This is a genomic window from Flavobacterium sp. DW-iso2 (assembly GCF_058725285.1).
In genome coordinates, this window is the sequence record NZ_JBZXDY010000015.1 from 58,507 (window position 1) to 73,608 (window position 15,102).

Genomic DNA, 15,102 nt, shown 5'->3' on the forward strand with positions numbered 1-15,102 from the left:
TTACTGATTGTTTCCCCTTCGTTATTTTATGTTAACTAAATAATTAGATAAACCTTTGATAATTATAAAAGCTTAATTATAACACCTAGATACCAATTGCTAGATTAAAAGAGTATTAATTTAAAGTTTAATGATAAAACCTATTTTCTCAGGCTTAATCAAATATAAACTAAAATTAAATTTATTGCTTTTTACTATAAATAATACTAAAAATTTGACAATCATTGATTAGAATTATACTTTTGAAACAAAAAAACATGAAAAAAATCACCTTATTCTTATTATTAACTGTAATTACTAGTGCTTCCTATGCTCAAAAAGCAGATACAGAGAAGAAAAAAATTAAAATTAACATTCCGAAATCTGAATTATTCAAAGACATTAAGACTTACAACATTATCATTCAAGGCGATGATACTTGGAACGCTGATTTTGCTAACAAGAAAAAAAATACCTATGAAAATAATCTAACAAAAAACACTATCGAAGATTATTCTAAAAAAGACACCATTAATCCAGATGTTAGAGTTTTAATGGGATACAAAGGCGCTACTTATAAAAAAGCGAGTAATGGTCAATATTTATTAGATGGAGATTTCAAATATTTAGTTTTAGGAAAAAATAACGAAATACTATATGAGAAAGGATCTAATGCTATGTTATATTCTCCTACTTATAATGGAAAACCATACATAAGTTTAGCAAATGATCTAAATAATATCGGGTATAAATATTTAACTGATAATAACATCATCGTTAGCGAAAAAGAGATTGATTTTAACTATGGTTTTTTTGATAAAGCAGAAGAATTCACTGAACTTGCCGCATTTAACACTAAAACAGATGAGTTTTTAAAAAAGATAGAAACTAATTCAACAGATCGAACATACTTAAATGAAATGGAAAAATTTTATTTGACTTATGTAGGCAAAGAATATAAAAAAATAAAACCAAAAGATTACAACAAGGTTATCTACCTTAATCTATCAATTACTCAACTACTTCTAAACGACTTCGACAAATCTTTAGACTATTTAGAAACAGCTAAACAAGGTGCCGGAATGTTCAGTATGTGGCCAACAGAGGCGAAAGCTACTATCGATAGCTTTATTACCGTTAATTCAAAAAACTCTGGTGTAAAAGTTGATAACCTAACCTATGATTCAGCTTATTATATTTACATCAACGGTAGTGTAATGCAAAATGGAAAAACACAAACTGGAAAATTAAAAGTAGATCGCTTTACAAATGCTTCAGAAGGAAGTATCTTGAGTTCTAACGATCCTACAAAACCAAAAGTATGGATTTATAAAGATAATGGTGAAGTTGATTTTATTTTTATTGACGATAAAACGACTATAACGACAAACAATGGGATTGAGTTAATTTACATTCCTTACCACAGCAACTTCATATTAGTCGAAAAAACTGCAGATTCATGTTATAAAAAATTCGAATCTAATTCTAATTTAATCTACTGCAATCAAGTCGGAAAATTTGAATTAAAAAAATAGTACTTCATCTTAATTTCAATAAGAAAGGGATTTAGCATCGGTTAAATCCCTTTCTTCATTTAAGTCGATTAAATATTCCTCTAGATAAGTCAGTTTTTTTGATATAAATCACCTAAAAAGTAACATTATAGTTGACATAAACAGCTTCTTAAATAAAACCTAAACTTTATGCTCCAAAAACAATTAATGGCTTCGTATTTGAATAAGTAGTATTTTTGGCTGAAACCAAATGGCAACAAAGCTGAAGTAAACAAATAAAATGATGAATATGAAAAAATTTTTGCTTTTAACAATGGTATTTTCTCTTTTTGGTTGCGCTGAGATGCAACAGGTCATGAATCAGTTCCCACAGACGGACGGCACGGGTTTTCTTGATATTTCAGGAGGGTTGAAAGAAGCCCTGAATAACGGTATTTCTAAACAAGTAACTAAGTTGACTGCCACTGATGGTTTTTACAAAAATGAAGCGGTGAAGATTCTTTTACCGGAAGAATTGAGGAAAGTAGATGCTGGATTAAGAAGCATTGGTCTTAGCTCTTTGGCCGATGAAGGTCTTAAAGTATTGAATCGTGCGGCAGAAGATGCGGTGAAAGAAGCGACTCCTATATTTATAAACGCAGTAACCAGCATGTCATTTGCAGATGCTAGAGGAATCTTGATGGGGAACGAAAGTTCAGCTACTAATTATTTACAAAACAGTACTTCTACTGCTTTATACGGGAAGTTTAATCCTGTAATAAAAAATTCATTCACTAAAGTGGGTGCTGATAAAGTGTGGACGAACATCATCACTAAATACAATAGCATTCCACTGGTAAATAAGGTAAACCCTGATTTGACAGATTATGTAACGAATCAAGCAATGAAAGGAGTTTTTAAAATGGTAGCTGTCGAAGAAAAAAACATCAGAACAAATCTTAGCTCCAGAACCTCTGTTTTATTACAAAGAGTTTTTGCGTTGCAGGACAAAAAGATATAATTCTTTGGCTTACACCAATGCTATTTAAAATTCACACAAAAAAACAGAGGTAACCAGAGATTTAAAACATCTTTTATCTCTTTATTTTAAGCAAAATGGTTTAGTTTTGATTTTCATTTCATATGCTATTATGAAACATGGAAATCAGAACCAAACTTTTTTTGTTACCAAAAAAAGAATTTAAAACACCAAAAGAACCATCTATAATGCAAAAAATCACCCTACTTATTCATTGCAAAGATCAAAAAGGAATTATTGCAACCGTAACTAATTTTATACTGAAAGTAGAAGGAAATATCACTTATTTAGACCAGCATGTTGATGTGGAGCAAAATGTGTTTTTTATGCGACTTGAAAGTGAACTCACAAATCCATCTAGCAGCGTAGAAGCTATAAGAGCCGATTTTCAGCAAACCATTGCTACTGATTTCGATATGTCTTGGGATCTCTACGACAAGGAAGTAAAACCTAAAATGGCATTGTTTGTTTCCAAATACAATCATTGTTTGTATGATATTTTAGGACGTTACAGTGCTGGAGAATTGAATGTGGAAATTCCTTTGATTATATCCAATCATATGGACTTAAAACCCATCGCTGATCAATTCAACATTCCGTTTTATCATGTTCCTTTTACTAAAGACAACAAGGCAGAAGGTGAAAAACAACAGATTGAATTACTCCAGAAACACGAAATCAATTTTATTGTACTAGCGCGTTACATGCAGATCATAACACCTGATTTGATTTCGCTGTACGAAAATAAAATCATCAATATTCATCATTCGTTTTTACCTGCTTTTCCTGGGGCTAAACCCTATCATTCGGCTTTTAAAAGAGGAGTAAAAATCATTGGTGCCACCAGTCATTACGTTACCGAAGAACTAGATGAAGGCCCCATTATTGAGCAGGACATCACTAGGGTTTCACATATCAATTCTGTAGATGATTTTATTATGAAAGGAAAAGATTTGGAGCGCACTGTTTTGGCAAGAGCCATAAAACTACATGCCGAAAGAAAAGTGATGGTTTACTCCAATAAAACGGTAGTTTTTTATTAACTAGGTTCTAATAAAATCACAAAAGTTAAAACTATTTTAGAACAAAGTGGAATTGATTAAATTTGGCAATAAATTTAAAAAAAATGAAAAAATTAGTATTACTGTTATTGTTGGTTCCTTTAATTAGTTCCGCACAATTTAAAGATTTGTTAAAAAAAGCTACCGATAAAGCTGCTACTATTAGCAGTTCAAATTCAGGTTTAGATATTGCTGCTGGACTAAAAGAAGCGCTAAACAAAGGAGTTACAGAGCAAGTTTCTAAATTAACAAAGGATGACGGATTTTATAAAAATGAAGCCGTAAAAATATTAATGCCTGAGGAATTAGCTAGAGTAGACAAAACTTTACGTAAAATGGGGATGAGCAGCTTAGCAGACGACGGAATAAAAGCACTGAATCGTGCTGCCGAAGATGCTGTAAAAGAAGCTACACCAATTTTTGTTTCTGCCATAAAAAACATGAGCATCGCTGATGCTAAAAGTATTTTGTTAGGCGCTGACAATTCCGCGACCAATTATCTACAAACTAGTACAACAACCGCATTATACATGAAGTTCAGTCCAGTGGTACAAACCTCTATTGGAAAAGTTGGCGCTGATGTAGTTTGGGCAAACATTATTACAAAATACAATACGCTTCCACTAGTATCTAGAATAAATCCAGATATTACAGATTACGTTACCAATAAAGCACTTGATGGTGTTTTTAAAATGATTACGGTCGAAGAAAAAAATATAAGAAGTAATTTAAACGCCAGAACTTCTGACACTCTTAAAAAAGTTTTTGCTTTACAAGATAAAAACTAAACCTCTATGGACTTAAAGTCCATAGATTTGGTTGTCAGACTTAAAGTCTGCATGTTGTATTGCTAATATTTACCGCAGATTCGCAAATTATTTTATATCAATTATTTTAAAATTTGCGAATCTGCGGTGTTAACATTTTTTAGAAGCTAAAGCGAGATGCACTGAAAGTACATAGTTTTAAACTCTATTTGAGACCAATAAAATTTACCAAAAAAGTAAGCTTAAATCTTAACTTTTGTACAACAAACTAATAACAAAAACTTAACAACGAACAACTCGCAAATGTACCATCTTTGCAGAGTAATAAACTGGTTATTTATTATTTGGTTTTGGTTAGTTAAAGAACTGCCGGTATTCATAGAGTACCGGCATTTTTTATTTAGTTCCGCCCAAAAAAGAAAGAACCGCATCGTTAAAAACATTAGGTTGCTCGACGTTTACCACATGACCACAATTGACCACAACAAATAATTTTGAGGACCTATAATGACTCTCGACTACTTTTCTCACTGATGGTAAAAACATATAATCTTCTTCACCCATAACATAAAGAGTAGGGATATTTAATTCGACCTGACGAAACCACTTAAGAATAGGGTTAATTTCAGCTGTAAGCTTGAACCATTTTAGAAATTCTTTATGGTATAATTTCTTTGCCTCATTTATAAAAAGAATACGCGATTGTTTGTGGTTTTTTTTTGGCATAATCACAAAGGCAAAGAATCGGTATAAAACCAAGTAAGGCAAAACATACTTAAATGTATTTCCCAAACGCATTAATATCTGGGAACGAAAATTCATTTTTAAGATTGCACCACCAAGGATCATACTTTGTACTCTTTGTGGATGCATTTCAGCTAATTGCCTGATCAGAATCGTGCCCAGTGAAATTCCAACAAAATGTGATTTTTCAATTTTTAGAAAATCTAAAACCTCCAGAATATCATTGGCAAGCGCCGAAAAAGTATATTTTTGTTTGAAAGCGGTTTTTAGCGAGGATTTAGAATTTCCATGACCGCGCAAATCCAATAACAACACATTATACTGTTTTTGAAAATCCCTGATTTGTTTGAACCAAATCGATGAACTTCCACCTGCACCATGCACAAAAGTTACCCATTGGGTACTATTCGAATTCTCGTAAATGGTATAGTTAAGCACGTTTTTTTTTGTAAAAATAGTACTTTAATTTTAAATCCCACTCTTAACCATTTTTATTGCTTGTTTTCTAATAGTATAACGTAAATTTGCCGAAAAAATACCACCATGATTGGATTGCTGCAAGAGAAAAGTGAAATTGAAAAACTCCAAAAAGAATACAAAATGTTTTCTGAATTAAATTTTAATATCGATACTGATCTACTTTTAAAAGTAACAATTCCTGAAGAAGAATTGGTTCTAGAAGAATCTGAGTATTAAATAAATTAGAAGTTTAAAATTATTTAAACCTATTTCAAAACAAAAAAGGGATTCTGATAACTATCAGAATCCCTTTTTTTAGTTTACAAAACTACTAGAGTGAATTTATAAATTCAAATAGCTTGTTCCTCTCGGTTGCAGCTAGTTTTTTAAAGCTATCCTTTGCTTTCTGAGCTTCGCCACCATGCCATAGAATCGCTTCGGTAACATTTCTAGCTCTACCATCATGCAATAAATTAGTATGTTTGTTTACGGTATTGATCAAACCAATTCCCCACAAAGGCTGCGTTCTCCATTCGTTACCAGAAGCCTCAAAATCGGGGGCGTTATCCGCTAAACCAGCTCCCATATCATGCAACAATAAATCTGTATAAGGTCTAATGGTTTGATTACGCAAGGCTGTAATCGCATGTGAATTTCCCGTTTGTACTTTAGCGATATGACAGCTCGTACAATTAATTGTTTCGAATATTCTCTTTCCTTCTAAAACGTTTTGTTCTTTGTAATTTCTTCTGCCAGGAACCGCAAGCGTACTCGAATATAAGGCTACTTTATTTAGATTAGAGTCTGTGATTTCAGGTGTTCCTCCGTTAGCTATTGCATCACAATCTACGCCAGGCGGACAGTTTTCTGTTGGAAATAAACTAGACGTAAGTCCGATATCACCCGAAAAAGCAGCAGCTACTTGCTGCCGAACATTGGGTTGGTTTGCTTTCCAGCCAAAGCGCCCTATTTTTTTTGAATTTGAAGCAATGTCGTAAACATAGTTTAGTTTTCCTGATATTCCGTCCTTATTATTGTCGTTAGGATCTGCCCATTTAAGTAATGTACTTTCATCAATTGCTTCTAATAAGCCTAAACCGATCATTTGATTGGCTACTCTAGGAGATACTTTTATACCTGAAGCAAATGCACCGTAACCTAAACTATTAATTTGATAATTGGGTTTTCTAAGTACTACTAAAGTTCCATCATCAAAAGTTTCCGTTATGTCCTCATAAACAATGTTAAATTTTCCTTTTACGGTTTGTCCTAAAATGGCATTATCTTGCAGTTGTCCTCCATAAATAGGATCCGAAAAAGAGCTGCCGTTACTGTTGACACCAGTTACACTTAAACGCAACAATAAACCATGTGCCGTTTCTCCATCTACTAAAGGAGGTCTTCCTCGACCATCTTTAAAATGGCATCCAGAACAGGAAACTGCATTAAAAAAAGGCCCTAAACCATCTCTAGCAGTTGTAGAGGCCGGCGCTGTAACCCAGCTTTGACGAAAAAAGGAATTCCCGATTCCGAAATCACCTTGTTCGTCAAAAGTCAAATTAGGTGCCGAAAAGCCAAAAGCCTCTTCAGTAGCATTAAAAAAGGTAGTTTCACCTCCTGAGTATTGTTCCCCTTCTTCGGCAGTAAGCGGAATGTATTTATCATCACTATTAGTACAGCTATAGAATTGAAAACCAATTAACAAAAACAAAATCTTTACACTATTCTTCATTATTTTAAAACAGAAAAAAGTGTCCTTAAAAAAAGGACACTTTAAATTATACAAATATTCTTAAATTACCCATTAACAATAATTCCTATCTTTACAGCTCCAGCCAATAAATTCGCGCCTAAATTTTTAAGTGCTACAACAGCAACATTAACCTTAGCACCTTCAACAGAGTCGATTCCACCAGAAATGGCTAAATCAAATGGGGTTATAATCGCTGCTACTTTATTTAAAGAAGCAGTTACAGCCACATTAGTATCATTGTAAACAGCTACATTAGCTTGCATCACTAAATCTTCTAACGAAGGACCGTCAATAATGCCATATTTTCCTTGGTAAACATTAATAACACCTTGTAAATTCAAAGCAATATCTCTGTGTGTATTATCACTAAAACAAGAATGTTCATCTTCTTGATCTGCATTTCCTAAAGCAACATACATACGCTCAACAGGCAATTCAGCCGAAACAAGCGTTGTTATTCCCAAGTAAATATTCTTGATTGCTTGATCATCAGATAATGCTAAAAACGTTTTTCTATATGGTCCGTCTACCTTCCATTGGTTTACCATATAATCTAAATTATCCGTCAATAAATCAGCACAAACTTTTAGATATGTAGCTCTTCGACTTTGAAATGTAGCAGTTCCACCTACAACATAATCGGTATAAGGTCTTAAACCTGCTTTTTTCTCAGAAGGAGCAGATAAATCTTGTCCCCACAGTAAAAATTCAATAGCATGATATCCTACGCTAATATTCTTTTCTCCACCATTTTCATTTTCAGCTTCTAAAAATGCTTTATCAATAATGGGGAATAAAACTGGATTGTTAATAATTCCTGAAGCACTTGCTCCATCTACATAGTCAATATAATTTTCATCTAAAGGCCAAGCATTCATTAGACTTTCTGGTCCGTTTTCATCATCAACGGGACCATTTGCAAAACGAAAAGCTTCCGTTGTTCCGTAACTCTCTCTTGATTGTTTCCATTTTGATTTAGCTGTATCAAAATTAGCTTGAGTTGGAGCATTCGTAAAAGTATTTATCGCTGTTTCTAAAACAACAGCATCATCATAAGCTTGTTTATAATTGGCGTAAGCAATAGCAGCATAGTTTGCTACAACCTGTTTTTTAGTGACATTAGAATCGGTTGAATTATCGTCATCATTATTACATGAGAATATTAAACCACCGATTAGTAAAAATAATGATGTTCTCAAAAGCGCTTTATTCATTTTATTATTATTTAGATTAATTAAATTTAAGGCGAAAGTATTTACTTTTATTTAAACGTCAAAATGTTATCTAGATTAATTTTAAATAAAAATGAAGTAATATTTATAACAATCTTGCTAACTGAATCTTAGTGTATACTAGGAAATAAATTTCTTTATATTCTAAAAACCTCCATCGTTAAGCAATAGCAACATCTTGTACAACTGTTTAATCACAACAGATAAATATTATTTAGAAAAATTCTAAACAAAGTTTTGGAATTCTAAAATTGAGTTATATATTTGCACAAAACTATTCTTATTCAATCTAAATAAACAACTGTTATGACACTTAATAAAGTTCTACTCTCAACGTTACTATTGACAGCGTTAACAATCACTTCATGTTCAAATGATGATACTACAGAACAAAAACCTAATTATAGCGTTCCAGCAACGTACACCTTTGAAAGAAGTAGTACTACAACCGTAGACTTTTCTGGACAAAGTAGTCGTTTACTTATGCTTGAGGAAATGGGAAATAGCATTAAAATTGCCGCTACAAATGGAACAGCTGTAAGTCAAACCCTTTTAAGCAATATGTATTCTAATACCAACAACGCTTTTGAAAATATCGCTTTAAATACTTCTGGAAAACAATTAAAAGATAAAACTGCAGCATCAAAAGACTACTTTCAATTATTTTTAGGTGGTGGAACAACTACTGAAAAAGTAAGTGTTCAATCTTTCTTTGAAACTCAATTAACTTTAGCAAATACAGCAAGTCTAGGTACAACAGCTTCAGCAGGTGTAGCAGGTTCCTATCTTGATGGAACTAGCAAAAGATTGTTTGCTGCCAATGGATTAGAACCACAACAAGTTCTATTAAAAGGAATGATGGGCGCTTGCTTTATGGATCAAATCGTCAATAACTATTTAAGTAAAAACAAATTAGACGAAGGAACAAATAAAATAAATAACACCAATAAAGTTTTAGAAGACAGTAAAACGTACACTACAATGGAACATACTTGGGATGAGGCTTACGGTTACATCTATGGTGTGGATGGTACAAAATTTTGGAGTAGCTACATAGATCAAGTAAATGCTGATACTGATTTCAATACTGTAAAAGCAGATATCAACCTAGCTTTTCGTACCGGTAGAGCAGCGATTGTAGCTAATGACTACGCTACACGTGATGCACAAATTGACATAATAAAAGCTAAACTAGCATTAGTTCCTGCAGTTAGAGCTGTTTTCTATCTTCAAGAAGGAAAAGGAAAATTAATTACTGATAAAGGTGCTAAAGCGTTTCACGCACTTTCAGAAGCATACGGTTTTATAATTTCATTGCGATATACGAACAAACCAGGTACGGACAAACCTTATTTTACAAAAGCAGAAGTTGATGCAATGTTAGCTACTATGGTAAGCGGTACAAATGGATTTTGGGACATTGATACGCTTGGAACAAAATTAGACAGCATATCAGCGCAAATTGCAACTAAATTTGGATTCACAGTTACACAAGCTGCTACAGTAAATTAATTTAGAATTAATACAAATAAGTACAATTGGTTTTGTATTTTTGCACAAAATTTATTAAAATGAAAAAACTATTTATACTCCTTGGTGCTTTACTAACTATCGCAGCTTGTTCATCAAATGACAGCAGCGAAACTAGTACGGATGGTAATAATTACAACCGAACGCTACTTTTAACAAACTGGGCAGACAACATTATCATTCCTAGCTATGTTAATTACCAAGCTAAAATAGAAGTATTAGCCACTAATATCAATACCTTCAATACTGTCTCAACTGAAGCAAATCTTCAAGCGGTAAGAGCCTCATGGATAGAAGCCTATAAAGCGTATCAATATGTTGCTATATACAGTTTTGGTAAATCAGAGGAAATCAACTTAAAAGAGAGCGCTAACACCTACCCTACTAATGCCACAGCTATTGAGGCTAATGTTACTGCCGGTGGATACAATCTGGCATTGTTGTCTCAATTTGACAAACAAGGTTTCCCTGCTTTGGATTATTTGATTAATGGATCAAATACTACTGATGCGTTAATTGTAGCTCGTTATACTACTAACGTAAATGCAGCAAACTATAAAAAATACTTAACCGATGTCGTTACGCGCTTAAAGTCAAGTGCAGACACTGTATTAGCAGACTGGAATTCAAGTTATAGAAACAGTTACATTGCCAATAGCGGAACTTCTGTAAGCAGTTCGGTAAACATTACTACAAATAACTTCGTAAAGAATTTAGAGAAAAATGTACGTTCTGGAAAACTTGGAATTCCAGCAGGGGTTTTCTCTGGCGGGGTAAAATACCCAGAGAAAGTAGAAGGTTTTTATAAAAACGATGTTTCAAAAGAGTTGTTAAACACGGCCATTCAAGCTTCACAAGATTTCTTTAACGGAAAACACTTTAATAAAACCACCTCAGGAGAAGGTTTAGCATCTTATTTGGATTACCTTAAAACTGTTCGTAACGGCCAAAATCTGAGCACGATTATCAACAATCAATTTACCGCTATTTTTGCAGTAAATGCTACTCTAAACAACAGCTTCTCAAGTCAGATAAATACAGATAATGCAAAAATGATCCTAGCTTACGATGCGTTACAACAAAATGTAATCTATACTAAACTAGACATGATGCAAGCTTTAAACATTACTATTGACTATGTTGATGGAGACGGTGATTAATTATGAGTAACCAAATTAAAAAATATCTGAATACCTATTCAAATGCCTCGACGCTAGCTTTCTTTAGGCTAGCGTTTGGTTTAATGATGCTATTGAGTTTAATTCGCTTTGCTAGTTACGGATGGATTAAGAAATTCTATATTGATCCGCAATTTCATTTTACGTATTACGGGTTTCAGTGGGTAAAACCTTTTGGGAACTACACCTATTTACTTTTTATCATTGCTGGAATCGCTGCTTTATTTGTTGCAATAGGATATAAATACAAGTGGGCTATCGCTGCCTTTTTCTTGAGCTTTACCTACATCGAACTACTAGACAAGACAACTTACCTTAATCATTATTATTTCATCACTATTATTAGTCTTGTGCTGTTATTTTTACCAGCAAACTGTTATTTTTCAGTGGATGCTTTAAAGAATGAAAAAAACCGATTTGAGAAAATCCCACGTTGGAATATTGACATTTTAAAATTATTATTGGCTATTGTTTACTTCTATGCTGGTTTAGCAAAACTAAACTCTGACTGGTTATTACAAGCTATGCCTCTTAAAATATGGTTGCCTAATAACTCTAATCTCCCATTAATAGGTTCATTACTAAATGAAAACTGGGTACATTATGTTTTTAGCTGGACTGGAGCTATCTATGATCTCGGAATTGTATTTTTATTACTTTACAAAAGAACCCGAATATTCGGTTTTATTTTAGTTGTTGTATTTCATATTCTAACTAAAATATTATTCCCAATTGGCGTTTTCCCTTATGTAATGATCATCAGTTCTTTGATTTTCTTTGATGCTAATTTCCATAAAAAAGCATTGTCCTTTTTAGGGAAACTGATTTCCATTCCTATTTTAATATTCGAAAATGGAAAAGAAAAAATACCCAATCTTAACTCTCTATATAAAACAAAATTAGTTTTTATAAGCTGCTTTATTGCGTTTCAGTTATTATTCCCTTTTCGTTATTTATGTTATCCCAATGAGTTGTTTTGGACTGAAGAAGGTTTCCGATTCACGTGGCGCGTTATGTTGATGGAAAAAGCAGGATATGCCACGTTTAAAGTAAAAGATGCTGTTTCTAAAAAGGAAATTACCATCAACAACAGTCACTTTTTGACCACATTTCAAGAAAAACAAATGGCTTTCCAGCCCGATTTCATTTTGGAATATGCTCATTATTTACACGATTATTATCAAAAACAAGGCCTTAATAATCCGGAAGTTTATGTAGAAAGCTATGTAGCACTAAACGGAAGATTAAGCCAAAAATATATAGACCCAAAAATAAATCTAGCAAACGAAAATGAAAATTTCAAACACAAAACTTGGATACTGCCTTTCAATGACACGATTAAGGGATTTTAGTATTCTCATCTTTTTATTGTTTTCTGTAGGTAGTTTTGCCCAAAATAAAATTGCGGGTGTAGTTACTGATGGAAACGGAAAAAAATTAATAGCTGTAGAAATATACAATAAAACGTCCAATACGAAAGTATTTACAGACGCTTTAGGCGCTTTTGAAATTGATTTAAAAAAATCAGGAAGTTTTGATTTTGTTTTCTTCAAAGAGGGTTATTCCATAGTAGAACAAAACAGTATTACGACCGGAAGCACTCTAACGATTGTATTGAATAAAATCAACAACCTTTCTGAAGTAATCATCAAGAAACAAAACGAAAAAATATTTGCACTTCACAAGCTGAAAGATATTGAGGGCACTGCTATTTATGCCGGTAAAAAGACTGAGGTCGTATCTATAAATAAATTGACGGCTAATAAAGCAACCAACAATGCCCGTCAAATATTTGCTCAAGTAGTGGGCCTAACAATTAACGAAAGCTCCGATGGTGGACTACAACTAAGTATAGGTGGTCGTGGATTAGACCCAAACAGAACCTCAAATTTCAACACGCGCCAAAACGGTTACGATATTAGCGCAGATGTCCTAGGGTACCCTGAAAGTTATTACGCTACACCTACAGAAGCTTTAGAAGAAATACAAGTCGTTCGAGGAGCTGCCTCTTTGCAATACGGAACCCAGTTTGGAGGTTTGGTGAACTTCAAGATAAAATCACCGGTTAAAAAACCTTTTGAATTTACATCTCGAAATACGGTAGGATCTTATGGTTTGTTTACCAATTTTACTTCCCTAAGCGGAACGAACAAAAAATTCAGCTACTACAGTTTTTATAATTACAAACAAGGAAATGGTTTTAGACCCAACTCCGAGTTTGAAAGCAAGAATTATTATGCTAATCTCAACTATCAATTGAATGACAAAACCTCTTTGCATTTTGATTATACCTATTTTAATTACTTAGCTCAACAAGCTGGTGGTTTAACTGATTTCATGTTCAACCAAGATCCCAAACAAAGCAACAGAACCAGAAACTGGTTTGCAGTAGACTGGAATCTATTTGCTTTAAAATTAGAGCATAAGTTCAATAACGATGCTGACTTTTCCTTACAGTTATTTGGTTTAGATGCCAGTAGAAAAACGGTGGGATATCGCTCAAACCGTGTTTCAAGTTCTGATTCTGAAGGAACCGTTCGGGATTTAATCGTAGGCGATTTTGTGAACTGGGGAGCCGAAGCACGTTACTTAAAACGCTACAGCATTAACGATAATAGAAGTGCCTTTTTAATTGGAGCTAAATACTACCAATCAAAAAATACCGGATTACAAGGACCGGGTAGCTCAGATAGTGATGCCAATTTTAATTTAGCCAATAACGAATTTCCGTTCTATGCAAACCAGTCAGATTATACGTTCCCGAACTTAAATCTTGCTGTTTTTGGAGAAAATATTTTCAAAATATCCTCGAATTTTTCTATTACACCTGGCTTTAGATTTGAAAAAATACGTACGCAAGCCGAAGGGTATTACCGAAAAATAAACCTAGACTTAGCTGGAAATGTTATCCTTGACGAAAATCAACAAGAGAATAATGTCAAAGACAGGAATTTTGTATTATTAGGTGTTGGATTGAGTTACAAGCCTCAAAACCAAATTGAATTTTACGGAAACCTGTCTCAAAATTACCGCTCAGTGACTTTTAACGACATCCGTACCGTGAGTCCAAGTAATGTGATTGATCCCAATATAAGCGATGAAAAAGGATTTACTTCAGACATTGGTGTACGTGGACAACTAGGCAACAAAGTAACTTTTGACGCCAGTATTTACGGCTTGTATTACAACGACAAAATTGGTGAATATGAAACCCGTAATCCAAATGGATCTGCGGCTGTAGTACGTTACCGTTCTAATATAGGTACTGCCGTTACTTATGGTTTTGAAACCATGTTTGACTGGAGTTTAAACAAAACTTTCTTTGAACGAAAAGAAAACTTTATCTGGAATGTGTTTTCTAACATCGCCTTAACCGATTCACAATACTTAAAATCGGATGCGCCCAATATAGAAGGAAACAAAGTCGAATTTGTCCCTCTTTTTAACATCAAAACTGGAACAGGAATTGGATATAAAAATTTCATGTCTAGCCTGCAATTTACCTATGTTTCTTCGCAATATACAGAAGCGAACAATAGCAAAACAGACATCAATGATAACACTTACGGGATATTTGGAGAAATCCCTTCTTATTATGTTGCCGACTTTTCTGCCTCTTACAAATGGAAAAAATGGAAACTAGAAGCTGGAGTAACTAATTTCACAAATAACAGTTATTTTACAAGAAGAGCTACAGGATACCCTGGGCCGGGAATCATTCCATCAGACGCTAGAACTTTTTATACTACTCTGGAGTTTGTATTTTAAAACATCGAAGAAGTATTAAAATTTAAAACCATTTATAAATTAAGGATCAGATCTTAATTTATAAATGGTTTTTTAATAATGGCAAAAGGAGAATTGTCA

The 15,102-nt window shown here is 33.4% G+C and carries 12 protein-coding genes; 9 read left to right on the forward strand and 3 right to left on the reverse strand.

The features are described from left to right. Window positions 1–257 precede the first annotated feature (257 nt). The 4 genes from AC4PRO_RS11490 (at window position 258) to AC4PRO_RS11505 (ending at window position 4,360) form a co-directional block, all read left to right on the forward strand. Window positions 258–1,514, forward strand: coding sequence for a hypothetical protein (locus AC4PRO_RS11490; RefSeq protein WP_492117438.1), 1,257 nt, complete (start codon window positions 258–260; stop codon window positions 1,512–1,514). 268 nt (window positions 1,515–1,782) lie between these two features. Beyond that, window positions 1,783–2,493, forward strand: coding sequence for a DUF4197 domain-containing protein (locus tag AC4PRO_RS11495; protein ID WP_492117439.1), 711 nt, complete (start codon window positions 1,783–1,785; stop codon window positions 2,491–2,493). Between the two features lie 206 nt (window positions 2,494–2,699). After that, window positions 2,700–3,554: a formyltetrahydrofolate deformylase gene (purU, locus tag AC4PRO_RS11500; RefSeq protein ID WP_492117440.1), complete on the forward strand. Its 855-nt coding sequence runs from the start codon at window positions 2,700–2,702 to the stop codon at window positions 3,552–3,554. Between the two features lie 83 nt (window positions 3,555–3,637). After that, entirely contained in the window at window positions 3,638–4,360 is a 723-nt protein-coding gene (locus AC4PRO_RS11505) for a DUF4197 domain-containing protein (protein ID WP_492117441.1), read from the forward strand. A gap of 375 nt (window positions 4,361–4,735) precedes the next feature. On the opposite strand, the gene AC4PRO_RS11510 is transcribed toward AC4PRO_RS11505, so the two are convergent. Further along, window positions 4,736–5,521, reverse strand: coding sequence for an alpha/beta fold hydrolase (locus AC4PRO_RS11510; protein ID WP_492117442.1), 786 nt, complete (start codon window positions 5,519–5,521; stop codon window positions 4,736–4,738). Between the two features lie 105 nt (window positions 5,522–5,626). Here AC4PRO_RS11510 and AC4PRO_RS11515 point away from each other — a divergent pair, with 105 nt between their 5' ends. Continuing rightward, entirely contained in the window at window positions 5,627–5,779 is a 153-nt protein-coding gene (locus tag AC4PRO_RS11515; protein WP_492117443.1) for a hypothetical protein, read from the forward strand. A gap of 94 nt (window positions 5,780–5,873) precedes the next feature. On the opposite strand, the gene AC4PRO_RS11520 is transcribed toward AC4PRO_RS11515, so the two are convergent. Beyond that, complete coding sequence (locus AC4PRO_RS11520) at window positions 5,874–7,274, reverse strand: di-heme oxidoreductase family protein (RefSeq protein ID WP_492117444.1); 1,401 nt, start codon at window positions 7,272–7,274, stop codon at window positions 5,874–5,876. A 65-nt stretch (window positions 7,275–7,339) separates the two neighbouring features. After that, window positions 7,340–8,509: an imelysin family protein gene (locus AC4PRO_RS11525; RefSeq protein ID WP_492117445.1), complete on the reverse strand. Its 1,170-nt coding sequence runs from the start codon at window positions 8,507–8,509 to the stop codon at window positions 7,340–7,342. Window positions 8,510–8,833: 324 nt separating this feature from the next. On the opposite strand from AC4PRO_RS11525, the gene AC4PRO_RS11530 reads away from it, so the two are divergent. The 4 genes from AC4PRO_RS11530 to AC4PRO_RS11545 are packed head-to-tail and all read left to right on the forward strand — an operon-like array spanning window position 8,834 to window position 15,003. After that, a complete protein-coding gene (locus AC4PRO_RS11530) occupies window positions 8,834–10,039 on the forward strand; it encodes a DUF4856 domain-containing protein (protein ID WP_492117446.1) in 1,206 nt (401 codons plus the stop codon). A 59-nt stretch (window positions 10,040–10,098) separates the two neighbouring features. Then, entirely contained in the window at window positions 10,099–11,217 is a 1,119-nt protein-coding gene (locus tag AC4PRO_RS11535; protein ID WP_492117447.1) for an imelysin family protein, read from the forward strand. 2 nt (window positions 11,218–11,219) lie between these two features. Further along, on the forward strand, window positions 11,220–12,587 hold the full coding sequence (locus tag AC4PRO_RS11540) for an HTTM domain-containing protein (protein WP_492117448.1): 1,368 nt from the start codon (window positions 11,220–11,222) through the stop codon (window positions 12,585–12,587). Then, the gene (locus AC4PRO_RS11545) at window positions 12,526–15,003 is read left to right on the forward strand and encodes a TonB-dependent receptor domain-containing protein (protein WP_492117449.1); all 2,478 of its coding nucleotides are present in this window, start codon (window positions 12,526–12,528) and stop codon (window positions 15,001–15,003) included. The genes AC4PRO_RS11540 and AC4PRO_RS11545 overlap by 62 nt, the downstream gene beginning before the upstream one ends. Window positions 15,004–15,102: the final 99 nt, after the last annotated feature.

Excerpts from the sequence above, each read along its gene's own strand:
- AC4PRO_RS11490 (WP_492117438.1), top strand. The coding sequence starts at position 258 with ATGAAAAAAATCACCTTATTCTTATTATTAACTGTAATTACTAGTGCT.
- AC4PRO_RS11495 (WP_492117439.1), top strand. The coding sequence starts at position 1,783 with ATGAAAAAATTTTTGCTTTTAACAATGGTATTTTCTCTTTTTGGTTGC.
- purU (WP_492117440.1), top strand. The coding sequence starts at position 2,700 with ATGCAAAAAATCACCCTACTTATTCATTGCAAAGATCAAAAAGGAATT.
- AC4PRO_RS11505 (WP_492117441.1), top strand. The coding sequence starts at position 3,638 with ATGAAAAAATTAGTATTACTGTTATTGTTGGTTCCTTTAATTAGTTCC.
- AC4PRO_RS11515 (WP_492117443.1), top strand. The coding sequence starts at position 5,627 with ATGATTGGATTGCTGCAAGAGAAAAGTGAAATTGAAAAACTCCAAAAA.
- AC4PRO_RS11520 (WP_492117444.1), bottom strand. The coding sequence starts at position 7,274 with ATGAAGAATAGTGTAAAGATTTTGTTTTTGTTAATTGGTTTTCAATTC.
- AC4PRO_RS11525 (WP_492117445.1), bottom strand. The coding sequence starts at position 8,509 with ATGAATAAAGCGCTTTTGAGAACATCATTATTTTTACTAATCGGTGGT.
- AC4PRO_RS11530 (WP_492117446.1), top strand. The coding sequence starts at position 8,834 with ATGACACTTAATAAAGTTCTACTCTCAACGTTACTATTGACAGCGTTA.
- AC4PRO_RS11535 (WP_492117447.1), top strand. The coding sequence starts at position 10,099 with ATGAAAAAACTATTTATACTCCTTGGTGCTTTACTAACTATCGCAGCT.
- AC4PRO_RS11540 (WP_492117448.1), top strand. The coding sequence starts at position 11,220 with ATGAGTAACCAAATTAAAAAATATCTGAATACCTATTCAAATGCCTCG.
- AC4PRO_RS11545 (WP_492117449.1), top strand. The coding sequence starts at position 12,526 with ATGAAAATTTCAAACACAAAACTTGGATACTGCCTTTCAATGACACGA.